Source organism: Bifidobacterium tsurumiense (assembly GCF_000741765.1).
GTDB lineage: Bacteria > Actinomycetota > Actinomycetes > Actinomycetales > Bifidobacteriaceae > Bifidobacterium > Bifidobacterium tsurumiense.
In genome coordinates this window covers 321297-347366 of the sequence record NZ_JGZU01000015.1, presented here as the reverse complement: position 1 = coordinate 347366, position 26070 = coordinate 321297, and the positions used below count along the sequence as shown (strand labels likewise).

Below are 26070 nucleotides of genomic sequence, written 5' to 3'. Positions count from 1 at the left end.
GAATTGTGGGGATGGTTTCGGCCATCCCCACAATCAGTTTCAGCGGTATTCCGCCATGTATTGATTATCGGTTATTTTGGGGCATTTCGGTTCCGGATTCTGGTACGTCATATGCTGCGCCATAAGGATTGCTACTCGATGCCATGAAGCATAGGAAGACGATGTCGCATACGAGGGTAACGAGTCCAAATGCACCCCAAGCCATAAGCAGGGCGGAATCATAAGCGAGATCGGCAAACGACAAAGACGGCATTACCGCGGGGAAGAAGAGCGGTAATACGATATTGAGAACAAGTTGAATTCCCCAAGGTATGAAATAGATCAACGCCCACCAGCCGGTATGGGAACCATCATGGAGGCGTCGGACGCTCACTGCCGCCAGAGGTACGGCATAGGAGAGTGCCCAAATCGTGGTGATAATCGTCGGAAGTGGGCTGGGCAAAAATGCTGTGAAAATGTTCAGAACGAATCCGACAAGCATTATGAAAAGCGCCGCCCACCAGAATTCACCGCGGGACGCTCGGCCGCTAAAGGTTGCATACTTCTGATAAAAGCGCGCTATTGCCTTGCCGAATGAAATACCATAGAACGGCTTATCTAGGCTGGGGTCACCGATGAAGGATTGGCTGACGTATTGCGGCACACCTTGCGGAATCGGAGCGCCTGACTGAGGGGACGGCTGCTGTTGGCCGTAAGGCATTTGCTGTCCATAGGGTTGCTGCTGCTGACCGTATGGTGAATATGCCTGCTGTTGTGCATAAGGCTGTTGTTGTTCGTATGGCTGTTGAGCCGCATAAGGCTGCGCCTGGGCTTGGGGAGTATATGGCGTTTGCTGTGGCTGATAGGGCTGTTGTTGAGGGGCATAACCGCCGTGCTGTGCCGGAGCCTGGTATTGCGGTGTTGGCGTAGATCCGGTCGGGGCATATTGGCCGTACTCCGGCATTGGAGTAGGTTGCGCGGTTTGAATCGGATGTGAAGTCGTGGAGGACTGCTTGGCTTGTGCCTGCTGGTCCTCTTGTTCAGGTGGTTGATATTGGATATTGGGATTGGGCTGCGAGGGAGATTGCTCTGGTACAGCGCTGTTTGGATCGGTCATCATATCTCGTTTCTGTGGTGTCTAGACGGTCGTACGCCGACGCGTTCATTATCGCATAACACTTGGCATTATGCCTTTGGAAGTTGCGGTTATGAGCGAGTTGAGAGGGCATGGGATGGATGGCATTCCGCGGCGATTGATTGCCTTGGGCGGCACGTCCCACTTGCGCGGCACAATGGTGGACATGACTGATGAAATCGTAGAAGACAGCAAACCGTCGCTGCCTGAGCATGTTCGTGTCCGTTTTTGCCCCTCTCCTACTGGCACGCCGCATGTGGGTATGGTGCGTACTGCGCTCTTCAACTGGGCTGAGGCACGTCATGCCAAGGGAACGTTTGTGTTCCGCATTGAGGATACTGACGCCCAGCGTGATTCGGAAGAGAGCTACAACCAGATTCTTGACGCCTTGAAGTGGCTGAATATTGATTGGGATGAGGGTGTTGAAGTCGGCGGCCCTGACGGACCGTATCGTCAGTCTGAGCGAGCTGACATATATAAGGACGTTGCGGCAAAGTTGCTTGAGGCCGGTTATGCCTATGAGTCATATTCGACACCTGAAGAAATCGAGGCTCGCAATGTTGCGGCAGGCCGTCCGAAGGCCTTTGGCTACGACGGTTATGACCGCAATCTGACCGAGGAGCAGCGTGAACAGTTCCGCGCAGAAGGTCGCAGGCCAGCGCTCCGTTTGCGCATGCCTGACGAGGATGTGGTGTTCAACGATCTGATTCGCGGCAGCATTGAGTTCAAGGCCGGTTCCGTTCCGGATTATGTTATCGTTCGTCCTAATGGCGATCCGTTGTACACGCTGACCAACCCCGTGGATGATGCTTTGATGCGCATCAATGTGGTGCTCCGCGGTGAGGATCTGCTGAGCTCGACCCCGCGTCAGATTGTGCTGTATCGCTACTTGATGGAGCTTGGCATCGCCAAGGAAATGCCGCTCTTTGGGCATATGCCATATGTTATGGGTGAAGGTAAGAAGAAGCTATCCAAGCGTGATCCTGAATCCAACCTCTTCCTGCATCGTGAGAACGGCTTTATTCCAGAAGGTCTGCTGAATTATCTGGCTCTGCTGGGCTGGTCGATCGCACCTGATCGCGATGTCTTCTCCATGGAAGAGATGGTGGAGAAATTCGATGTGCGCGATGTCAAGGCGAATCCTGCGCATTTCGATTTGGACAAGGCAATTTCCATCAACGCCGAGCATGTGCGCATGTTGGAGCCCCAGGATTTCCTGAACCGTTCTGTTCCGTATTTGCACCGTGATGGTGTGGTGTCTGCCGATTCGTGGGATGCGCTTACCGATCGCGAGCGCGAGATTCTCACTGCTGCCGCTCCTCTTGTGCAGCCTCGCGTGCGACTGCTCGGCGAGGTTTCGGGCATGGCTGGATCATTGCTCAGCGCCGAAGGCTACATTGAGCCTGATGTCGATGCGCGTAAGCAGTTGAAGGATTCAGCTGCCGAGGTGCTTGATAAGGCGATTGTTGCGCTTGAAGGTGTTGAGGAAACCGCATGGCTCACCGATGATCTGCATAACCTGCTGAATAAGGCCTTGGTGGAGGAAGGCGGCTATAAGCCGCGTCTGGCCTTTGGCCCGGTTCGTGTGGCGGTTTCTGGTCGCAGGGTTTCACCACCGCTTTTCGAATCGATGGAGATCCTCGGCAAGGATGTGACTTTGGCCCGTTTGCGTGGTCTGAGAGATCATCTCTGATCCGCAGGATGTGATCCTTGCGATCTGCCTCGTGAGCAGCGCCGCTGTGCGTTGTGAACGAGGCATTTTTTATTGCGAACGTATTGTGTTATTGCTGATATGCATTATTGTCTGATTGGTGAATGCTGTGTAAAAGTTCGCACGGGGGCTGCTTTGATACGAGTGAATCAGAGAAATACATGACATATTTCTGTGCCGGGCTGAGTGTGACAAGCATGGAAATACAAGATTCCATAACCGAATAATTGCATATTTCAGGGGCTCCACGCCGACCCCAGTCGGTTATGGATGTTCATCATGTCAAGAGTTTCAAAACAGTGAAGTTACAAAGTTTTCAGCAATGAAAATATCATGGAGTTTCGGTCCATGTCGATGGTAAAATCGGTTCGTACCCTAGCGGCGTTGATGAGGTGCGAAGGGTGAAGAATTGAATGTAGAGAAGGAAGAGACTCGGTATGAAAAAATTGATATCGAAGTGCATTGCTGTAGCCATGGCCGCTGGAATGACTATGGGCGGGCTTGGTCTTGTTTCTGCAGCATGGGCGGATGATGCCAATAGTTCAACTAATAGCAGTGTCACAGTGAACACTCAGCCTCAGGATTCCAATGATCCATCGGCGGGCGATTCCGACGATAATGCTGGCGGGAATGGAAGCGCCACGGGTGAAGCGCAAAATAACGGAGATGCTAGTGGCGGGTCTGCGGATTCGGACACCAATAGCAGCGAAGGGGACAGCGCTCAAAACGGCAATGATTCGAATGATTCGCTAGCCCCTCAGCAGCTAGCGCCTAGCGCAAGTGCCGCACCACAGGAGGATCGTGAATATGTTCCCGCTCCTTCGCAAGATCAAATCGATGCCTCCGGCTCGGATTACCAGCCAGGATCTGGCCGTTTGGAAAGTCACTTCCTGCGATATCTGGATGATGAGACTTCTCACAATGATGTGATAGAAGTGGAGCCGAATAAATCTGTGAATTTGACTAGCCATATCAGTATGGCGTCCAAGCAAACCCCTGTCGTTACGGCAACCTCGGTATGGCTTGGATACCGCTTGACATTGCCCAAAACTACAGCTTCGTTGGGTACTTTGGAAATAAGCTCAGGAACAATCAAGGATCTCAATACGGGCAGCCGCACGGTAAGCGCCAAGGATGATGGGAATGGAAACTGGGTTATCGAAGGGCGTCTGAAAGTAACCGGTAGTGAAGATGCCATCGTGATGCCAGGGGAGTTTGAGAATAGCCTCTCCATAATTGGCAAGAATGTGACTGACGGAGATGCGGTCACCATTCGTGAGGATATCTGGCTGTGGGCTGATGGGGAGCAGAACACGGTCAATACCACATCACGTGATATCAAATTCACGGCAAAGCCGGTATTCGACCTTGTCGGACCGGGACGTCTCGTGACCACTGACAGTGATCCTTGGTATTCCGGGTATTACAACGCTCAGACCAAGCAATTCTCTCTGTCCAAGCCCGCGGGCGACGGATGGGTATACGGACGTTTATACGGTGTCAATATGGGTGTGAGACCGACTTCGGCAGGAAGCGAGCGTATCGACCCACCGTTCCGATTACTTGGAATATCACAACCCAGATCAAAACAACCGGGGGAGTGGATGATACCGAAGAGAACCAGCCGGTGCTCATCGGCATCCGCTCGGCAACTTCACCCACAACCATTTCACAGCTTGCCACGGGCGTGGTAACAGATGACGATATGGGCTTGGGAATCGAAGCGATTGCCGAAATGAATGTGAATAGCGGTAATTATCCCAAGTCTGAAGGGGATAATCCGCCACATGCATACAGCTTCAGTGGTGATGTCAACGAGACCAGTGTCTCGGTGAAGCTTGCAGATCAAAATCCTGCTGACTATTTGTCGGCACAAGTATGGGCAGAGTACTTTGTTCCTGTTGTGACATCTGATACCCGCGATACAGGTCGATCCTTCACCATTAAGGTCTCGGATCTCACCGGAAAGAGCATGTCTGGCGCGGATCTGAAGGATAGCGATGGTGCAAACAACGTCAACACATATCCGATTGGATATCTTCCTGAAGGCGAAGGCGGCTTCAATCGCATTACCGTCGCAACCGGTTGGACTGGTGTTGCCAGCAAAGAGCTCGCGGCATCAATTCCGAATTATGGTTCTGCATATCAACAGACCAAACAGATGATGGCCAATGGTGAGGGAAACACCATGTGGAGTTATCTTGCTGCACCTGGTCAAACGTATGAGCCGAATAAAACCAGTTCGATTCGCGACTATGACGTACGCGCAATGAACCAACTCATCAAATTCGACGATGCCTTCCACATCACAGGTAATCCCACTATTTGTGGAGTAGGATTAGGCATGGGTAGCTGTGGATATCTGAATGAGACCAATGGCAAGCGCATAGAACCCAATGTGTTGTGGGCCGTGAAGCCAGATGGTAGCGCATGGGCATCCGATGTCGAGCGAGATCAAACTCAGGATTATCAGCTGAGGTACTACCCCACAAAAGAAGCCGCTGCTCAGGCCGGAACCATTGTCGGCGTACTTATCGAGTTCCGTGGAGGTATTTGGTCTTCCGGAGTATTCCTAGGGGTTTCACGGATTCCTTATACATTGGATGGCGAGCCGGACACGGTTGCTGCCGTCACTACTGACTATCGAGTGTGGACAGGCAACAGCGTTCCCGGCGTCGATGACACTTGGAAAGACACAAATGGAAGTGCTGTCGCGGAAAACACATGGGGCGACACCACTATCGCAAATAACATGTTGCTGCTGCCGTGGGATGATCCGAATAACACATCGGCTGCCGATCCTGCTCAGCGCAGCTATATGAAGGATACTTGGGATGATGAAGCCGCCGCTCCCAAGCAAAACGAAATCGAATACTACGGTGATTCGGTTCGTGTCATAGGTGCCAAGGTGCAGGTGGTGAATCCTTCAGGAAGTACTGAGGGCGATTTTACGCGAATATTGAATGGTAGTGATGCCAGGCTTGTCAATATTGAGGAACATGGCGGGCGAGTGCAGAAAACCTTCGATGTCACTTCCGGAAACCGTATTGAAGATAGGGTCTTGGTATTCGACGTCACCGGTAAATTGAGTGATGAGCCGCTTGAGCTCAAGGGTTTGTTGAATCGAGCTGATAGCACCTGGGCTCCTCGATACCCGTTTGTGAGGGGCGATAAAACCTATCAATACGGTGAGGTTTTGCTGGATACCCCAGATAATCCAGTCACTTACACCCCGGCCCCGGATCCACAGAAGCCTGGGACATTTACTGGTGGAACGCCAGTGGATCCAAGCAATTTCTCTGTGCCAACAACTGGCCGATATCGCTTGTATTACCGTGCATATCTGGGGGATGAATCTGATTATTCCAAGGATGTGTCCATCGGCTCACGGTATTACAACGCAGGAGATTTGAGTATTCCTGCGCAGTCAGTCCGACGAGCAGTAATGGTATTTTCAAATGGCTGGTCCAATGGTGAGTACATCACCAATATCGTTGGTACTGCACGAGCTGGAATCCAACAGTCGGTGCGAAGCCCGTTGTTGGTAGAAAATGGCAAGGTCACAGATCAGCAGTCTTGGAATACCACAGTTGAAACAGCGGGACAAAACATGATCAACCTTTATGTGTTGGATGTTCTGCCAAACAATAGTGACAACCGAGGTACCCAGCGAGTTTCTAATCACAGCACATTATCGGGCGAGGTTACGCTTACCATGCGTGCGCAGTCTGGTGATGCCAAGAGCAAACCGATGCGCCTCTTTGCAACCACAGATGTGGTGAATTCAGCGACATGCGATGCGCGATCCTTCGGAGACACTATTGCGCCGAGCACTCGTGCCACCAGTTTCGAGACCTGTGGAGTGACGTGGACAGAGGTGACGGTTGGCGAAGACGGCAAATATGCAATCGATACCAATACCACAGCGTTGGTATGGGGCACCGATCAATTGGCGCCGTTTGAACGCAGCACAGTAGCGATTGGTTTGAATCTCAACCAAGCTCATGGTGATGTGCTGACCAATGATGCGAGCTATTCACACACCGGCACAACAGATGGTGCTCTCATCTCGAATGAGGCGATCGTGAAAGTGCCAACCAAGTCAATTTCTGGTATTGCGTTTAATGATGTGAATCGCGATGGCGTATACGAAGCTGGTATTGATAAGCCATTCCGGGTGTGACTGTAGAGCTTATCGATAAGGATGGCGAGACTATCACCGCCAACGCCAATGGCGATGCTTTTGGTGCAAATCAAACCGCGCGGCAAAGTTCGTCCGGCGTCGTGACTGATGAACAAGGTGCATACCGGTTTGATGTGGTGCCTGATGGTGAAGTCATAGCGGCTCGATTCTCCGGAAACACGCTGTCCAGATTCGAAAAGGCAACAAAAGCTTCGGGTGTCTCTCCGGAGGTATCGGATACCGATTCGGATGTGTCTGCCGATGCTTCAGGCAATTATGTGACCAGCGCTGTTGGAATGAGTTCCTATGCACAATTGGCAATAACTGGTGCCGCTTCTGAATTGGCAGGAGGCGTCAATGCTGGTTTCGTTGAACCTCTGAGAAAAGTTCATGCTGACAAGGTGTGGGTGAACGGTGCCGATTCTGATCACGGTGAGGTCAAATTGCAACTGCAGAGATCTGTGGATGGCGGTGATCCTGAGAAAGTTGGCGATGTTGTCACCACGAAGGATCTCAGCTATGACTGGGCCGATCTGGATCGTTATGACGGAAACGGAAAGGCATATTCTTACACGGTCAGCGAAGTTGATTCACATGCCAATTACCAAACGACGGTAGCTTCACAAGAGGATAAGGCTCAAACAACACAGACATTTACCTTCACCAATACGTATGTGGTTCCCACAATGGACGTCTCTGCGCAGAAGGTGTGGGTGAATGGTGCAGATGCTGACCACGGCGAAGTGAAGTTGCAACTGCAGCGAACTCTGCCTGGCGGTACCGCGGAAAATGTTGGCGATGTGATCACTACCGAAAGCCTGGCTCACATTTGGACGGGTGTGCCATCTACTGATATCAAAGGCAAGCCATACACATATTCCGTCAAGGAAATAGATACGGCTGGTAATTATGTGGCGACATACGCAATGGGTGAGAATGATGGTTCGTTCACAGTGACGAATACCTATGTCATTCCAAAGATCAGTGTTACCGCCAATAAGCAGTGGGTGGATGGCGCCGACGCCGACCATGGCGAGGTCCAATTGCAATTGCAGAGAAGCCTACCTGGCGGACAAGCCGAAAATATCGGTGATCCGGTAACGACTGCGGACCATACATACACTTGGCAGGATTTGGATCAAACCGATGACAAGGCTAATTTCTACACCTATTCGGTTGTGGAAGTGCAGGTGCCCGAAAACTATGCTGTCAGCTACGGCACTACTGCGGATGGTTCACTGACGGTGACCAATACCTATGTGATTCCCAAGCGCGATGTCACGGCTCAGAAGACTTGGGTCGATGGCGCCGATGCCGATCATGGCGAAGTGAAACTGCAATTGCAGCGCAGCATAGCCGGTGGTGAGGTCGAGAGCGTTGGCGATGTGGTCGAGACCAGCGACTTGGCCTACACTTGGCAAGGCGTTGACCAAACCGATAGCAAGGGCAATGTATACACCTATTCGGTTGTCGAGACTCAGATCCCTGCTCATTATGAGGCTTCCTACGGGACTGCCGAGGATGGCACGCTTACGGTAGCCAATACCTATGTGGTGCCGACCATGGATATCACAGCCAATAAGGTGTGGGTTGATGGCACGGATTCCGATCACGGTGAGGTACGCCTGCAATTGCAGCGCACATTGAATGGTGGAGAGCCGGAAAATGTGGGCGATGTTGTAGAGACGAGCGGACTGACTTATGTGTGGAAGGGCGTGCCGGTTACGGATAGTGCGGCGCAGCCTTATGCATACACCGTGTTGGAAGTCGATGTTGCCGGCAACTACGTGGCAAGCTATGCCATGGGAGAGCAGGGTGATTCATTTACTGTCACCAATACCTATGTGATTCCGAAGGCTGATGTCACCGCAAATAAGGTATGGGTCGGCACACAGCACGCTCAGCGCCCGACCATCTATTTCTTGCTCGAACGTAGTCTCGATGGGAAGAATTGGGACGCAGTGCCGGAAGTGAAGCCAGCGGAGCTTGCCAATGGCAATACCGTCGCTGAATGGAAGGACGTCGAGCAGACCGATGAAGCAGGTAACGCATACACCTTCCGCGTACGCGAGGTGAATGCGGATGGCGTCGATTCAGTACCAAATGGGTACACCAAGCAAGAGAACGGGCTGACTGTAACCAACACAGAAATCCCACCTGTTGTTGTGGAGGTGCCTAACACGCCGAAGCGTATGGCTAATACAGGTTCTCAAGTCGGAGTCTTGGTGGCGATTGCGGCAATGTGCCTGGTCGTAGGTGCAGTCGTGATGGGATTGCGTCGCAACAGCTATCGTGCGCGACACGGCAAATGATATTGGCTGCGCAAACCAGTGCCTAGCGTGGATCTAGGCACTGGGCACTAGGTGCAGAAACGAGAGCGGGCTGTGATGGGAATTCGATCCCATCACAGCCCGCTCTCGCATACGCCGCAAGAACACAGCCGGAATTCGCGATTCACTGGGTAACGCAAGTTGCACTGACGTATCGCGCAATCTCGGCTGGGAGCCGTTTGGGGGTGAACCTGCGGGCTTATTTCAGTGCACGTCCAGCTGAGCCGAGTTGTTGGCAGGCGGCAACCACTCGCTGCGCCATGGAATTTTCGGCTTCACGACCCCATGAACGCGGATCGTACAGCTTTTTGTCGCCCACTTCGCCATCCACTTTGAGTACCGAGTCATAATTGGCGAACATATGGCCGGCAATGGCCCTTGAGAAAGCGTATTGGGTGTCGGTGTCGATATTCATTTTCACAACGCCATGACGGACGGCAGTGGCGATTTCCTCTGGCAAAGAGCCCGATCCGCCATGGAAGACCAGAAGGAAGGGCTTTTCGCGTGCAGCATCATCGGTAATATCGGAAGAAGAAAGGGATGAAGAGAACTCCTTGGCGACCTCCGCCTGAATTTCGCCCAGTAGATCCGGGCGCAGTTTTACGACACCCGGTTTGTACGCGCCGTGCACATTGCCAAAGGTGAATGCAGCCATATATCGCCCGCGTTCGCCCAGACCAAGACGCTGTGCGACTCGAACTCCATCTTCTGGAGTGGAATACAACTTATCGTTGATCTCGGCCGAATGACCGTCTTCTTCGCCTCCGACCGCGCCGATTTCGATTTCCAGAACGGTGCGGGCCTTCACTGATTTTTCCAAAAGCTCCTCGGCAATATCGAGATTCTCCCCCAACGGAACAGTGGATCCATCCCACATATGCGATTGGAATGAGGGTTCTTTGCCGTGAGCAACTTCATCGGCTTCGTGTGCGAGCAATGGGCGTACCCAGTCATCGAGATACTGCTTCGCGCAGTGATCCGTGTGCAAAGCGACCGTGATATTCGGGTATTGTTTGGCCACTTCATGGGCAAATGAGGCAAAGGCCAAAGAACCGGTGACGCGATTATTCACTGCCTGTCCGGAGAAATATGCGGAGCCGCCCACTGAAACCTGAATGATACCGTCAGACTCAGCCTCAGCAAGACCCTGCAAAGCTGCGTTCAATGTTTGGGTACTGGTGACATTGATAGCAGGAAAAGCATAACCGCCGCGACGTGCTGCATCCAGCATCTCGGCATAACGTTCCGGGGTTGCAATAGTCATGACTTCATTATCGCCTTTTATGCTGCCCAAGGGAAATGCATACGCTGAGAGTTTCATCACGTCCAATGAAGAGCGAATGGCGTGCATTATCGGCGTTGCAACGTAGCACAGCTCGGTAACGCAGCAATCCTCTTGATGCCGAGCAAATCCACCACCGCTGAGGTCTTTGATCGAATGCATGTGCAACGAGCGCTCCCCAATGCTCAGGAGTTTGAAGAAATACCTCTTGCACAGGCGAAGCATGGTGTCCAGATATTCGATGTAAAGCCCTGTTCAAGCCACACGTTGCTTACCAACAGTAGAGGCTTCACAGTATGCTAGTCGCGGCGACAGGTGTGCAAATACGCGCACAACACAACGCATAGCGGAGGTGCATGATGGCCGGAATTGTTCTTATCGGTGCCCAATGGGGAGATGAAGGTAAAGGCAAGGCCACAGATCTCATTGGAACGAAAATAGACTATGTTGCTCGCTTTAATGGCGGCAATAATGCCGGTCACACAGTGGTTGTGGGCGACGAATCCTATGCATTGCATCTGTTGCCTTCCGGCATTCTGAGCCCGAATGTCACTCCTATTATCGGCAACGGAGTTGTTGTCGATCCTGAGGTGCTGTTCGAGGAAATCGACGCTCTTGAATCGCGCGGAGTGGACTGCTCCCGTTTGCTGGTGAGCGAAGGTGCACATATTATTGCGCCATATCACCGCGTTATCGACAAGGTGACGGAACGTTTCTTGGGCAAGCGCAAAATCGGTACGACCGGCCGTGGCATCGGACCTACGTATGCGGACAAAATCAATCGTGTGGGCATACGCGTGCACGACTTGTTCAATGAGAGCCATCTTCGCGACAAGGTTGAGGCAAGCCTGCACCAGAAGAACCAGATGCTGGTCAAGCTCTACAACCGTCGTCCGCTTGAGGTGGATGCCGTCACTGAAGAGCTTTTGCAGCTTGGTGAGCGCTTGCGCCCGTATGTTGCCAACACGTCGCTGGTGCTGAACAAGGCTTTGGATGAGGGCAAGACCGTCCTGTTTGAGGGTGGTCAGGCGACCATGCTGGATATCGATCACGGCACGTATCCGTTCGTGACGTCATCAAATCCGACGGCCGGCGGCGCATGCACCGGTACCGGTGTCGGACCGACCAAGATCAACCGTGTTATCGGCGTCGCCAAGGCATATGTCACTCGTGTTGGCGAAGGCCCGTTCCCGACCGAGCTTTTCGATGAGCAGGGTGAATGGCTGCGCAAGCAGGGTCATGAATTCGGTGTGACAACCGGACGTCCCCGCCGTTGCGGGTGGTTCGATGCGGTGGTTACCCGATATGCTTCACGCATCAACGGGCTTACCGATATCGTGTTGACCAAACTGGATGTGCTCACAGGACTGAAGGAAATCCCGATTTGCGTGGCATATGACGTTGAGCAGGAAGATGGCACGCATATTCGTCTTGAAGACATGCCTGTCGACCAGTCTCAATTCGCAGCGGCCCAACCGGTGTATGAGACCATGCCGGGTTGGGATGAGGATATCTCGCAAATTCACAGTTTCGATGATCTGCCTGAGACTACGCAACGCTATGTCAGGCGTTTGGAAGAGCTTTCGGGTTGCCGTATTTCCGCGATCGGTACCGGCCCGCAGCGCGACCATATCATCGAAATCCACTCCCTGATCGACTGATTTGCGGATTGGATAGAGCGCTCTTTTCCTCCAACTTAGCGATATGACAACGAATGATGATGACCTTAAGGGTCGGCTTGCAGCCCGCAAAGCGCCGCATTCAACTGTCGAAGGAGACAGTGCTGAGACGCATATGCGGGCTGTGAAACATGACGCGAATGAATCCGGCGATGCCTCCGTCGCATTGGTCGATGCGACAGGCGATGAACATGACGATGGTTCTCGCATATTGCATATGGCAGATCTTGAAGTGCCAACTTTGCGTCAAGGGACTACCGATGACGAGCCAGACGAGAATCCGGTTTTGAGTGGTGCATCCACTGCTGCAGATGGCGATGCCCAGAGTGAAGCGGATATCGGCACGTCCACGGCTTCAGGCGTTGCTGCCGGTTTGTCTGAATCATTCGGCCCCTGGACGCTTCGCAAACCGGTGCCTGTTGAGGCTCCGGACTTGGATGTTGTCGCTATGCTGACCCAGCCTGACGAGGAGGCGAAGCAACAAGGCAATGCCGACCCTGAGACTTCGACTTTCCGGATTGAAGATGTCAAGCGAAGTGGCAAGCCTACCGGTGCATCGGCGGACCCCGCACCTCCGCAAGTGCCTTTGGCTCCTATGAAGCGCATGCAAGCCAAATTCAATCCACTTGCAGATTTTCCCATGTATGTGGTCGTATTCTTCGGCGGCGCCGCAGGAACAGCCGTACGATATGGCTTGGCGTCATTGTTGCATGTCAATTCCGATATCATGCATGTGGCGACTTTTGTGGCCAATATGGTCGCGTGCTTCGCTCTGGCTGTTATTTCGGAATATATGTCTCATGCCGTGTGGATGCGAAAGCGCAATCGGGCGTTATTCAGTCGCGGCATGGGAGTGGGTTTCTGCGGCGGATTGTCGACCTTGTCGACGCTGGTCTTGGAAACGATGACCACAATGCAGGGCGGGGATATCATTCAACCTGCAATATATCTAGTGCTGAGCATGGTATTTGGCGTCGTATTCGCCGGGCTCGGCGTCTGGTGCGGCAAACGTCTTGCCTCCCAACGAGAAGTCGCGATTCTGAGGGATGTGGCCAAACGCATGAATGAACTTTCGTCGATGCGTGCGATGCAACGCCCACAATATCCGCAAGCGAGACTGGCTCGACAAGCGATTCAAGTGCTGGAACAGGAATATGGCGTATCCATGCCTTCTTCACAGCACCATGGCATTGGGCAAATGTCGGACGGAATATCTAGAGGATCGGCGGGAGACAATATCAATTCAGCCGACGAACAAGTGTATCCAGGTTCAACGAACGGACTGCGAGAGCATGACGGCAAAACCATTGCAAGGAACGATCCGGTGCAACGCCAGGCGGATGGTTATGCCCAGAAGGACGGTTCTGCTACTGGCATCCGAGCCAATCTTGCGATGGAGGGCTCTGCATCCGATGCAGAGGTGAACGCTTCCGCAGTCCATGCCGGTGATGCTAGGCAGAAGCCGCCATCATTCGAGCCGGATCCCATAACCGCGGAGATCGATGTGATTGCCGACCCCATGACCGGTGAGGGTGCGATGATGGTTGAATTCATGGCGGTATGCCTGTGCGGCGGTCTTGGAGCGGTTGCCAGATTTGTGCTGGACACCTCGATACAGCGTCAGTGGAAACGTGCGTTTCCGCTTGGCACTTTTCTGATTAATGTGACTGCAGCGTTTTGTGCAGGGATTGCCGCTGGAGCATATGCCAATGTCACTGTTCCTCATAGCACGTATCTGCTCTTCGTGACCGGATTTTTGGGCGGCCTGTCGACGTTTTCTTCGGCGACAGGTCAGATTGTCTCGCTGTCCCAGCATAAGAACATAGCCTTGGCGCTTACATACGCTGCGCTGACTTTGCTGGTGCCTCTGGGCTGCGCTTTTGCGGGCTGGGGTGTCGCCATGACGTGTTGAATATCAGGTTGATGAGGGAGCCAATACTTCGCTTGGACAAATGAATAGTCGTAGCGTGTGGCCATGCGGGATATGTGTTATGTCTACATGAGCTGTGGTTATACGGGCATTTGGTCCTATGCTCGGTCATGCGGGCATAGGAGTGTGCGTAAGTAAGTGAGCGAGCAAGTATGCAACTTTGCATACGGGCGGTTAGACGAGTCTCGAGCAAGCAGCATTGCGGCGCATGCCGCGCAATGCCCAATCTGGGCAGAATGCGGGTTTTCAGGACGTTGACTTTCGGCGCATAGATTTGTCACCTGTGTCACATTTGGCATATCGTACCGGTTCGATAGTAGAATAACTTGCAGATGCATATATTGTGGCGTTTGCAATGCGGCTGCCCACAAGGTGAAGCATGCGACATCCTGGAATAATAAAGGCGGTGCATGATGGTAGGAATGCGCGACGTGGCCAAAAAAGCCGGCGTCTCCGTAAGTACGGTGTCATTGGTGGTCAATGGCACGGGTTACGTATCCGAGGATATGCGCAAGCGTGTGGAGAAGGCGATGAAAGCCTTGGATTACATCCCCAATGAGCTTGCCCGCAATCTCTATCATGATCGCACCAATATCATCGGGGTGATTGTGCCCACCATACGGCATCCGTTCTTTGCGACTCTTGCTGCCTTGCTCCAACAGGAACTGGCCAATAAGGGCTTCAGGACCATGCTGTGCTCGACCACTGATTCCCTCAACGGGGAAGCTGAATATGTCGATATGCTGCGTAGACACATGATGGACGGCATCATTATGGCAGCACACACCGCGCATGCTCCGGACTATTGGAGTTCCATTGGCCGGCCGGTGGTGGCATTCGACCGATATCTTGGCGCGGGTATTCCTTCTTTGGGCTCCGACCATGAACAGGGCGGCAATCTGGTGGCCGATCTGCTAATCCGTTCGGGTACCCGCCATGTGGTTATGGTCAGTGGCCCGCGCTCGCAGTTCCATGATCTTGAGGGGGAAGGAACCACGTTCCCTACCATTCGCTACTACGCCGCGCTGGAGGAGCGTATGGAACGCGAGGGTGTGAAATACGATTACATCGAAGCTGGCGAAGTCAATGACATGCGGGGATACGCCCACGCCATGCATGATATTTTCGATCGCTTTGACGATGTGGATGCGGTGGTGAGTTCTGATATCGGCGCCGCGTACTGTGTGCAAGAGGCGCATCGACGTGGTGTTTCTGTGCCGGACGAATTGCAGGTGGTGGCTTATGACGGCACATATCTTGCGGATACGGCAGGCAAACGATTGACCGCCATATGTCAGGATTTCAATGCCATTGCCGAGCTTACGGTTCGACGCATGGTCGAAGCCATGGAAGGAAAGCAGACCGCATCAATGCAGATGTCCCATACCGGAGAACTGGATGATCTGGTGCCGGTGCGTTTGATGCTTGGTGAAACCACGAAACAGCAGTGAATCCAAGGCAATTGGATCGCCGTCATGAAGGGTCGATTGTTACCCAATAAACGCTTGATGAGCGAGTCGGATGGCATTTACCTCAATTTGTGCTATCCTTGTATCGAACCGGTTTGATACCGGAATACGCGCCGATCACCAATGAGGCTGACGTGTCCGTCATCACCGGAGGCAACCGGTACTTAAGGCGCCAAAGGAGGTCCGATGAAAAACAAAGTTCAGCTCATCACCTATGCCGATCGTTTAGGAGATGGCACCATCAAGTCGCTGACCGATGTGCTGCGTACGCGCTTCGACGGTGTGTATGAGGGGGTGCACATCCTGCCGTTCTTCACGCCGTTTGACGGTGCTGATGCGGGCTTCGATCCGGTGGATCACGCCCAGGTCGATCCAAGACTGGGAGGCTGGGATGACGTCACCGAGCTTTCCAAGACTCATGACATCATGGTGGATACCATCGTGAACCATATGTCTTGGGAATCCAAGCAATTCCAGGATGTTATGAAGAATGGCGAAGCCAGTCCGTATTACAAGATGTTCTTGACCATGTCGACCATTTTCCCCGATGGTGCAACCGAAGAGGATCTGGCCGGCATCTACCGTCCACGCCCGGGTCTGCCTTTCACCCACTACACATGGGCCGGCAAAACCCGTCTGGTCTGGACCACCTTCACTCCTCAGCAGGTGGATATTGACACTGATTCCGCAGAAGGCTGGGGCTATCTGACATCCATTCTTGATCGCCTTGCAGAAAGCCATGTCAAGTTCATACGTCTTGATGCAGTCGGATACGGGGCCAAGGAAGCCAAGACCAGCTGCTTTATGACTCCGAAGACCTTCGATTTGATCGAGCGCATCAAGGAGGAAGGAACCAAACGAGGTCTGGAAACGCTTATCGAGGTGCATTCCTACTACAAGAAGCAAATCGAAATCGCTTCGAAGGTGGATCGCGTGTATGACTTCGCTCTGCCGCCACTGCTCCTGCACTCGCTGTTCACAGGCGATGTGGACGCCGTCGCGCATTGGGTGGATGTTCGTCCCAATAATGCGGTCACCGTGCTGGATACCCACGACGGCATCGGTGTTATCGATATCGGTTCAGACCAGCTTGATCGCGGCCTGAAGGGTTTGGTGGATGATGAATCGGTGGATTCATTGGTGAACACCATCCACAAGAACACGGATGGCGAATCGCAGGCAGCTACCGGCGCAGCAGCCAGCAATCTCGATCTCTACCAGGTTAATTCCACATATTATTCGGCGTTGGGTTGCAACGACCAGCATTACATTGCTGCCAGAGCGGTGCAATTCTTTGTGCCGGGCGTTCCTCAGGTCTATTATGTGGGAGCTTTGGCGGGTGCCAACGATATGGACCTGCTCAAGCGCACCAATGTCGGTCGTGATATCAACCGCCATTATTATTCCACCGCAGAGGTGGATGAAAACCTTGAGCGTCCTGTGGTCAAGGCGTTGAATGCCCTGTGCAAGCTGCGCAATACCCTGGATGCCTTCGACGGTGAGTTCTCCTACCGCAAGGAAGGTGAATCCCTTGTATTCGAGTGGCAGGGAGACAATAGTTCTGCCTCGCTTGAATTCGAACCTGGTCGCGGATTGGGACGTGATAATGAATCTTCAGTGATCGCACTGCGTTGGACTGATGCAGCTGGAGAACACTACACCGATGATGTCATCGCTAACCCACCTGTGGCAGCCTGAGTAGGCGACAGCCGATCTTTCTGACCTTCGACAACGCAGTCGGAGATATTTGTGGCAATGCATGCCGCGGATATCTCCGACTTTTTTGTGCTTGGGCCAGTATCCAGGCGCACATCAATGACCTTGGTGTGCATCCTGTGCGGGAATCGAGCTGGCTCAGTACAATACAAGGTGTACGTGCAATGCCGCAGGCCATGGTGTAGCGGTTAAGTATTGCCTCTACGCCGTGACTGTGGTTGGTGGTGCGGTGAAGCCGGTGGCTGGAGGAGTGACCATTCTACGAGGAAGCATGCGATATTCGCGCTCTTTGCCATTCGGAATGCCGTTGTGAGGAATCTATAAGCAATACCCCGGAGGAAGGGAAGCAATGACTGAAGATGATAAGCGTCCCCAGCAGCCGCTGCCAGGCGCCCAGTTCGTTCGCCCGGGAATCGACGATCGACCGGATTATGAAAAAGCGCTGAGCCCGGAAGAGAAAGAGGCCATAGCCCGCTTGGCGGTGCCGATGCCAGCGCCCAAGGGTAGTGGCGTGAGCAGCCAGACGGGTGCCGGCGTGCAGGCCACGCGTATGACAGCGGAATCCATGCCGGTAGCCGCGGTGGCGAGCGTCGATGCAGCAGTGCCGGATATGGATTCGGCATTCCTGGATATGCGCGATCCCATGGCGAGTGCTGATGGGCATGTGCCTACCAGAACCGAGGTTATTCGCCTTGGCGTGGGATTCGTGGTGTGCGCATTGGTCTGTGCCATTCCGTGGGTTGCCCTGACTTCACTGGTATTGCCCGCCGTATTGGAGCAAATCGACGCCGGCAGCAAAGAGATGATGTTGGGCATTATCAACATCTGCGGTTCGATTGTGGCTTTGGTGGCCAATATCCTCTTCGGCACTCTCTCGGATTTGACCAGAAGCCGCTTCGGTAAGCGTACTCCATGGATTATTGCCGGGGGCCTTATCGCGGGCGCATCCATGGGCCTGATCAGCACCACGCATTCCTTCCCGTTGATTCTCGTCTTCTGGTGCACGGCACAGCTGGGATTCAACGTCATGCTCGCGCCTTTCGTGGCGACGATGTCTGATCGAGTCCCGGATAAATTCCGTGGCACGATTTCTGGATTCTATGGTGCGGGTATCGCAGCGGGACAGACTCTGGGCAATCTGGTCGGCGCAAGCCTGTTGGACAGGCCTAACGGCATTTGGCTTGGTTGGATGATGGGCTTTGCGGTGTTTTCGTTGATTGGCATCATCACCGTCGCGATTTGGCCGCGAGAGAAGAGTTCGCTTCGTGAAAGCCACGAGCCATTCTCTGCAGGAATGCTCTTGCGCTCCCTGCGTTTCCCCCGCAATGCCCCCGACTTCTATTATGCGCTTTCGGGACGCACTCTGATGATGGGCGGATATTGGATGCTGTACACGTATCTGCTGTACATCGTCACTGATTATATTTACGCCGGCAATCCCGATGCGGACACCTTGGCTCCTGCGCTTATCGCGCGCATGGCGGTAATCACCTTGGCGGTGTCCCTTATCGCCGCTTTGGGCGCAGGTCCGATCGCTGATGCAATAGGGCGTCGCAAAGTTCCTGTTGCGCTCTCCAGCGTGCTGTTTGCAATAGGCGCTGCCATGCCACTGCTGTTGCCGAATGCGTGGGGAATGTACCTGTTCGCTGGCATCTCCGGTCTTGGATACGGCACATATAACGCCATCGATCAGGCATTGAATGTGGCGGTGCTGCCCAATCCTGAAGAAGCCGGCAAGGATTTGGGCATTCTCAACCTTGCCAATACGCTCTCCACGGTTATCGGTTCGGCAGCCACCTCTTTGATTGTTGCCACGGTGAAGCAGATCATGGGCGTGCAGCAAACCCCTGCCTTCGCCTACACCATTGTGCTATGCGTTTCAATCGCCGTCGTGCTTCTTGCGGCATGGTTGATTATGCGTATTAAGTCAGTGAAATAGCGCAAAGTCCGCGGGCGCATCCAAAGTGGCAAAATGCACTGGGATGCGCCCGTTTGTGCCGCACCCGATTGCCGGAACGAAGGCGGTCAGATACGAAGGTCGGGGGGGGGGCGGTCCAGCTTCTTTGATGTTTCCTCTACTTTGTTTCCATTGCATTTATGGCCTGTATGGCTCAGCAGTTCGCATTCATGCGTGGCGTGGCGGGCGATGATGCCGTATCGTAGGCGCTGTGTGAACGCATAAATTCGCATGATGAGCAGTCAGAAAGGTCGCCGAGAAGTCATGTCTCGATTTTTCAACCAGGACAATCTGTTTTTCAAGATCATGGGCACCTTCTTTGATCTCATTGTGCTCAATCTGCTGACTTTGCTGATGTGCCTGCCGATTGTGACAGCAGGTGCCTCGCTTACGGCCATGCATTATGTGCTATGGCATATGGTCAGGGGAGAGGAAACCTATATTTCCCGACAGTTCTTCGATTCTTTTAAACGCAATTTCAAACAGGCGACCCTGATTTGGCTCGTGTTTCTTGTGGTCGGCATCATTATGGCGGTGGACGTGATGGTATTGCTCGCCCTGCCTCGGGAACAGCAGTGGATGATGGGTGCTGTGGTGGCCATTGTTGGTTGCGTGGTCGTTGTTATGGCGCAATATGTATTCCCGTTGCTGTCACGATATGAGGATCCGATTCGTGTTCAGGTCAAGAATGCCGCCATGCTGGCTGTGGGATATTTCCCTCGGACGCTTGCAATGCTTGTGGTTTTGGGTGCATTCGCGGTGGCATATGTGCATTATTTCGCATATGCGATTCCGGGCATAATCCTTCTGGGTATTACTCTGCCTCAGTATTGCTGCGCATGGCTGTACAACACGGTGTTCCGAAAGCTCGATGGTGAAGACGTGCGGGGCGGTCAGGCTTCACACGGATAATGCAGCATGTTGCTGTGAAGAACTATTTACTGATGTGCATTTGTTCGTGTAGTGGCGATTCTTCGCAGGATATAGTTACGAAGTGAATTGCCACTGTATGCGATAAGTCAGGGTCGCGCGCGACACGCGTATGAGTGAACGCGGCGGGAGTGCGTTTCGTGTATCAATGGCATTGCGCAATTTTGATTCATCGATGTATGTATTGTGCTTTCTTATTTTTGCTCCAACTATGTGAAATGGAATCCTGGCTGGGGTGCTGTGCGGTCGCTTGAAAACCGAGTGAGCGAGCGTAGAACGATTGACAAGCGAGTGCGTTTCATGTACTATCGAACCGGTTAGATAATCTAACCGGTTCGATAGTCAGAATCGTTGAAACGACAGCGTACGTCGGTGGCGAAGACCTTCGAACTGGCGCGAGGCAGAGTAGCTTCACGTAAGGAATAGAAAGGGAAAGACCATGGGTATGTCATGGAAGCGCATGGGTGCGATTGCAATCTCTTCATTATTGGCAATCGGAATGCTGTCCGCCTGCGGTACCTCAAGCTCAAGCAATGAAACCAAGATCACCATTTTCAACTCCAAGATGGAAATTCAAAGCCAGATGGAAGAGATGGCCAAGAAGTATTCCGAAGAAAAGGGTGTGGATCTCGAGGTCTATTACTCAAGCGATACGGTTGCGGCCCATTTGGCAACCAAGTACGCATCCAACGAGCCATACACGATTTCGATGGTGGACGCCAAGGACGTCTACTCTTTGGCTGAGGAGCATGCTGTTGACTTGAGCGACCAGGACTGGGTCAAGGAAACGGATCAGGCCATTGCCATTGATGGCAAGACCTACGGATTCCCTGTGAGCGTCGAGGCTCGCGGTTTGATTTACAACGCTGATGCAATCAAGAAGGTCACCGGAAAAGACTTTAATCCAGAAGATTACGAGACCTTGGATTCCTTCAAGGAACTGATCCAGGAACTCAAGGACGGCGGCATGGAAACCCCGACAGGCATCATGAAGGAAGACTGGTCGCTTGCGGCCCACTTCCTCGCTGAGGTCTACGAGGAGCAGCCGGATCCTTCGGCATTCATCAAGGAGCTGCATGACGGCGGCGTCGATCTGAACTCCAATGCGAAGTACAACTCCTTGATGGACACCTTCGATGTGCTCAAGGCCAATAATTACGCGGCCTCCACTGCAATTTCCGCAGAGCGTGAAGTCACCGAACAGAAGCTTGCAGAAGGTCAGATCGCATTCATGTTCGGCGGCAACTGGGATTGGTCCGTGCTCAACCAGTACGACTATTCCGAGAACATGGGTATTATGCCGGTTCCTGAGGACACCGATGACGGCAGCAACCAGAAGCTCGTCGGTGGTGGCTCGAAGTTCTTCTTCATCGACAACTCCTCCAACACCTCTGACGCACAGCGCACTGCTGCCAAGGACTTCCTGAACTGGCTGGTCAATGATGACGAAGGCAAGTCCTTCATCGTCAACGATTGCTCCATGGTTTCCCCCTTCAAGAACAACACCCTGACCGTTGCCGATCCTCTGGGCGCCTCCGTCAAGGAGTATGCAGATGCAGGCAAGCTCATCCCGAGCTACAACTACATGCCTGATGATCACTATTCAGTGCTCGGTGCGGAAATGCAGAAGTACCTCGCTGGCGAGGTGGACCGCGCTGAACTTGCTCAGGCTATCGAAGCCTACTGGAAGAGCGCAACGCTCTCCGACGACACCAAGTGATGAGGATCTGATCCTCGTTACGGTTAGCGGTTGGGCGGTGCCATAACCACCGTCCAACCGCATGTCGCAAGAAGGGATGTGCATTATGAAGCACAATAAATTTTCGTATAAATTAGGGCAGTTCCTCATGTTCGCCGGCCCGGCGGGGATTCTGTTCTGTGCAGTGGTCATCATACCGTTCTTCTACGGTTTGTATCTGACCTTCACAAGCTGGGACGGCGTATCCAAGACCAAGCCTTTTGTCGGTTTTGACAACTACAAAGCGGCGTTCGCCGATACTGCGTACTGGCAAGCTTTGGGGCGCACAGTCGTGTACTCGGTTATTGCCGTCATCCTCGTCAATATCGTGGCCTTCCTGCTGGCCTACCTCGTGACCAGCGGAATCAAAGGCCAGAACTTCTTCCGAGCAGGCTTCTTCATTCCTAACCTCATCGGCGGCATCGTCCTGGGTTATGTGTGGAAGTTCGTGTTCAACCGCGCATTCGTCGCCATCGGCGAGGCTATGACCGGACAGACCACGCCTTCGCTGCTTTCCACTCCGAATGGCGCAATGTTCTGCTTGATTCTCGTCTCCGTGTGGCAATATGCCGGCTATATGATGCTCATCTATGTGGCAGGCTTCATGAGCGTCGATCAAAGCCTGAAAGAAGCGGCCATGATCGATGGTTGCTCCCCGTCCAAGGCCATGTGGAATGTCACCATTCCTCTGATGCGCTCCTCATTCGTGCAATGCCTGTTCCTGAGCACCACGCGATGCTTCATGGTCTACGACCTGAACCTTTCGTTGACCAAGGGCGAACCTTTCAACTCTTCGGTTATGGCCGCAATGCACGTCTACAACCAGGCATTCGTCTACAAGAACTACGGTATCGGTCAATCCGAAGCCTTGGTGCTGTTCGTCATCTGCGCGGTCATCGGCGTGCTGCAGGTGTACATCGGTAAGAAGGGCGAGGTGGAAGCATAATGAATAACACACAAGCAATGAATCCAAGGAAGGTCATCGCCCGTATCCTGCTGTGGGCCGTGCTCATAGTTCTGCTTCTGCTGTTTATCGCACCGTTCATCCTGGTGGTCATCAACGTCTTCAAGACGAAGGCTGACATTACTTCCAACCCGTTGTCGCTGGTCGGCAAGCATGGCTTCACATTGGCCAACTTCCCGGCGGCCATGGAGAAGATGAACTTCTGGACCGTGTTCACCAATTCCACGATCATCACGATCAGTGCAACGATTTTGACGGTTGTGTTCTCCGCAATGGCTGCATATGTGATTGTGCGCAATCCGCGTTGGAAGGCTGGTGCCATCCTCTTCGCACTGATGATCGCATCGATGGTCATCCCATTCCAGGTGCTTATGGTGCCGCTGGTCTCCGTCTATGGCGGTTTGCTGGGCGTGCTCAATAGCCGCATCACGCTGATCCTCATGCATGTGGGCTTCTCGGTATCCTTGGCGACCTTCATGTTCCACGGTGCTATTCGCACGAATATTCCTGCCGAGCTTGAAGAGGCCGCGGAAATCGATGGCTGCTCGAAGTGGCGCACGTTCTGGCGTATTGTGTTCCCGCTTTTGAAGCCGACCATCGCGACGGTGACCATAATCGATGCGATGGCATTCTGGAACGACTACCTGCTGCCATCCTTGGTGCTGGGCCGCAAGGAACTCTACACCATCCCGATTGCAACCCAGGCCTTCTACGGCACCTATTCCACTGATATCGGCTTGATCATGGCCGCCTTGCTGCTGGCTATGCTGCCGATCCTCATCCTGTACGTGTTCCTCCAGCGTTTTGTGGTGGAAGGCGTAACCTCCGGCGCAGTGAAGGGATAACTGAACAGCGCAAAATTGCTTTGCTTCACAGTTCAGGTCGAGTGGCATGGTCCGCATCATGGAATGTGGAACCAACTCCATGCCTCATACGACATGGGTTATGTGGCATAGTTCTTGCGGCATGCGAGCGAGTCCGCCAACGAAGGGCTTTTCCCTTCGGCTATTCGTTGGACGTTCGTATGCCGCATTCTTGTGTTTTCGGGGTTGTGTTGTACGGTGCGAAACCACGATTTCAAAAGTGATCTGTGTCACATTGTGAACAGGCGCTTGTATGAGCACTGCCATGCGACCTAGCTTATGAGCATCGGTAAAGCACCGATGAATACGATAACGAATATCGAAAGGAGGTCTGCCACGATGGTTGGAATGCAATTGCATGATTTGGTCCTAGTTGTTCGAATTATTATTCCGTCTTCGTTGGCGGACTGATTCGACATATGGTTCGGACTCGCCAACGATGGCAGAGCCCGAGCGGACACAATCCAGCGTAAAGACCCTGCCACACAGCGGCAGGGTTTTGTTGTACCGCCCCACAAGGGCATTCCTGTACACAGTCCGAATGCGAAGACTTAAGCATTGGAGTCAAGCATGACAGAGGAGATCGGCGTAATGGGTACGCCGGAAACAGGAGTGGGTTCACGCGCTCATGCGCAATTGGATCGAATGAGCCGGTCGTCGGTACGCACGGTGATTGCGGCTTCTATGGTGGGTACGGCTATTGAGTTCTACGATTTCTACGCGTATGGCACGGCTGCGGCGAACTACTTCCCGAAAGTGTTTTTCCAGGACACCGGCAATTCCACAGTGGCCCTGCTGATGTCGCTTTTGACATTCTCCATTGCATTTATCGCACGTCCGCTGGGCTCTCTTGTTTTCGGACATTTCGGTGACCGCATGGGGCGCAAGGTTACTTTGGTGGTCTCGTTATTCACCATGGGTGTGGCGACCTTCCTGATCGGATGTCTGCCTTCCTATGCCACATGGGGTATCGCGGCGGTTGTGCTGCTGTGCCTCTGCCGTTTCGTGCAGGGAATCGGCCTTGGCGGGGAATGGTCCGGCGCCGCCTTGGTGGCAACTGAGAACGCCCCTGAGGGCAAGCGAGCACTCTACGGCTCCTTCCCTGAGCTAGGCGCTCCTATCGGCTTCTTCCTTTCCAATGGCACGTATTTCCTGCTTGAAACCTTCAATGATGATGCCGCGATGTTGGCATGGGGATGGCGTGTGCCATTTCTGCTTTCCGCAGTGCTTGTGATCGTCGGACTTCTGGTGCGTGTGCAGATGGAGGAAACCCCGGTATTCCGCCTGGCGCAGCAACGAAACACCGTGGTGAAATCGCCTCTGCGCGAAGTGTTCCGCAAGAGCTGGAAGCAGCTTATCCAGGGCACATTCATCGTCGCGGTCACCTACACGCTGTTCTACACCTTGGCCACATGGTCATTGGCGTATGGCACCAAGGATCGCGAGCGCGGTGGCGGCGGATTGGGCTTCACCAATCAGGAGTATCTGCTCATGCTGATGCTGGGCGTATGCGTATTCGCAGCGTCGATTGTGTTCTCTTGCGTGTACGCGGATCGCATTGGCAGAAGGCGCGTACTGGTGGCTTCCTCTTGCGCTTTGGTGGTGTTTGCGCTCGTGTTCCCATATCTGTTGATGGGGTATCGCAATGCGGCCGCCGTGATGGTGTTCCTGTGTGTAGGCTTTGCCTTGATGGGTATGGCCTTTGGCCCAATCGGAGCATTCCTGCCTGAACTATTTGATGCGAATGTGCGCTATTCAGGTTCTGGAATCGGCTACAACCTCGCAGCGATCGTAGGTGCGGCATTCGTTCCCGCAGTCGCCACATGGCTGAGCTCTCATTGGGGTGTGCGTTCGGTCGGACTGTACCTTGCGGTTATGGCGTTGTGCTGCCTTGTCGCTGTGCTGACTTGCCGGGAGACAAGGGACGTTGATTTCAGTGCATAGTTTCTGCCGTAGCGGTATCCATTCCTGTTGGATGCAATGCACGATGACTTCGCATCTTCGCAATAAGCATCCTAAGCGGTAACCGCTCAGTCTTCCATCAACGGGTATCCTTCCTCGGCGTGCAGCCGTGAAGTAGCAAAATTCAACACGATGATATGAAAATCGACTCATCACATTGAATAAGGAGCAATTCATGACTATGACTCACCCTCCGCCATAAGGCCGTAAGCTGTTCGCACCGGATGCGTACGGCACCTAGG

The 26070-nt window shown here is 53.3% G+C and carries 16 protein-coding genes and 1 pseudogene; 15 read left to right on the top strand and 2 right to left on the bottom strand.

The genetic code is table 11. The features are described from left to right. Positions 1–64: 64 nt before the first annotated feature. Positions 65–1099: a DUF805 domain-containing protein gene (locus tag BITS_RS08765; RefSeq protein WP_081693482.1), complete on the bottom strand. Its 1035-nt coding sequence runs from the start codon at positions 1097–1099 to the stop codon at positions 65–67. A gap of 181 nt (positions 1100–1280) precedes the next feature. On the opposite strand from BITS_RS08765, the gene gltX reads away from it, so the two are divergent. The 4 genes from gltX to BITS_RS07250 all read left to right on the top strand — a co-directional run bounded on the left by gltX (position 1281) and on the right by BITS_RS07250 (position 9320). Continuing rightward, positions 1281–2807, top strand: coding sequence for a glutamate--tRNA ligase (gltX, locus tag BITS_RS07265; protein WP_034533599.1), 1527 nt, complete (start codon positions 1281–1283; stop codon positions 2805–2807). Positions 2808–3262: 455 nt separating this feature from the next. After that, the gene (locus tag BITS_RS07260) at positions 3263–4519 is read left to right on the top strand and encodes a hypothetical protein (RefSeq protein ID WP_044259659.1); all 1257 of its coding nucleotides are present in this window, start codon (positions 3263–3265) and stop codon (positions 4517–4519) included. Then, positions 4426–7008, top strand: coding sequence for a hypothetical protein (locus BITS_RS07255; RefSeq protein ID WP_044259657.1), 2583 nt, complete (start codon positions 4426–4428; stop codon positions 7006–7008). Before BITS_RS07260 ends, BITS_RS07255 begins: the two co-directional genes overlap by 94 nt. Continuing rightward, on the top strand, positions 7005–9320 hold the full coding sequence (locus BITS_RS07250; RefSeq protein WP_044259655.1) for a Cna B-type domain-containing protein: 2316 nt from the start codon (positions 7005–7007) through the stop codon (positions 9318–9320). The genes BITS_RS07255 and BITS_RS07250 overlap by 4 nt, the downstream gene beginning before the upstream one ends. A 217-nt stretch (positions 9321–9537) precedes the next feature. On the opposite strand, the gene fbaA is transcribed toward BITS_RS07250, so the two are convergent. After that, entirely contained in the window at positions 9538–10602 is a 1065-nt protein-coding gene (gene fbaA, locus BITS_RS07245; protein ID WP_026641722.1) for a class II fructose-bisphosphate aldolase, read from the bottom strand. Between the two features lie 377 nt (positions 10603–10979). Here fbaA and BITS_RS07240 point away from each other — a divergent pair, with 377 nt between their 5' ends. The 11 genes and pseudogenes from BITS_RS07240 (at position 10980) to BITS_RS07190 (ending at position 25810) form a co-directional block, all read left to right on the top strand. After that, on the top strand, positions 10980–12281 hold the full coding sequence (locus tag BITS_RS07240; protein ID WP_026641721.1) for an adenylosuccinate synthase: 1302 nt from the start codon (positions 10980–10982) through the stop codon (positions 12279–12281). A gap of 43 nt (positions 12282–12324) precedes the next feature. After that, a pseudogene (locus BITS_RS09650) lies at positions 12325–13284 on the top strand (FluC/FEX family fluoride channel); the annotation flags it as partial. 555 nt (positions 13285–13839) lie between these two features. Next, a complete protein-coding gene (locus BITS_RS09535) occupies positions 13840–14211 on the top strand; it encodes a fluoride efflux transporter FluC (protein WP_026641720.1) in 372 nt (123 codons plus the stop codon). 431 nt (positions 14212–14642) lie between these two features. Further along, complete coding sequence (locus BITS_RS07225; protein ID WP_026641719.1) at positions 14643–15680, top strand: LacI family DNA-binding transcriptional regulator; 1038 nt, start codon at positions 14643–14645, stop codon at positions 15678–15680. A 204-nt stretch (positions 15681–15884) separates the two neighbouring features. Beyond that, positions 15885–17396 carry a sucrose phosphorylase gene (gtfA, locus tag BITS_RS07220; protein ID WP_026641718.1) on the top strand — a complete coding sequence of 504 codons (1512 nt, stop codon included), beginning with the start codon at positions 15885–15887 and terminating at the stop codon, positions 17394–17396. Between the two features lie 367 nt (positions 17397–17763). Beyond that, a complete protein-coding gene (locus BITS_RS07215) occupies positions 17764–19353 on the top strand; it encodes an MFS transporter (RefSeq protein ID WP_034533487.1) in 1590 nt (529 codons plus the stop codon). Positions 19354–19635: 282 nt separating this feature from the next. After that, the gene (locus BITS_RS07210) at positions 19636–20283 is read left to right on the top strand and encodes a YesL family protein (protein ID WP_026641716.1); all 648 of its coding nucleotides are present in this window, start codon (positions 19636–19638) and stop codon (positions 20281–20283) included. A gap of 457 nt (positions 20284–20740) precedes the next feature. Beyond that, on the top strand, positions 20741–22021 hold the full coding sequence (locus BITS_RS07205) for an ABC transporter substrate-binding protein (protein ID WP_026641715.1): 1281 nt from the start codon (positions 20741–20743) through the stop codon (positions 22019–22021). 85 nt (positions 22022–22106) lie between these two features. After that, positions 22107–22985, top strand: a complete 879-nt coding sequence (locus BITS_RS07200; RefSeq protein WP_026641714.1) for a carbohydrate ABC transporter permease — start codon at positions 22107–22109, stop codon at positions 22983–22985. Beyond that, complete coding sequence (locus BITS_RS07195) at positions 22985–23848, top strand: carbohydrate ABC transporter permease (protein ID WP_026641713.1); 864 nt, start codon at positions 22985–22987, stop codon at positions 23846–23848. Before BITS_RS07200 ends, BITS_RS07195 begins: the two co-directional genes overlap by 1 nt. A 663-nt stretch (positions 23849–24511) precedes the next feature. Beyond that, complete coding sequence (locus BITS_RS07190; RefSeq protein WP_162141984.1) at positions 24512–25810, top strand: MFS transporter; 1299 nt, start codon at positions 24512–24514, stop codon at positions 25808–25810. Positions 25811–26070: the final 260 nt, after the last annotated feature.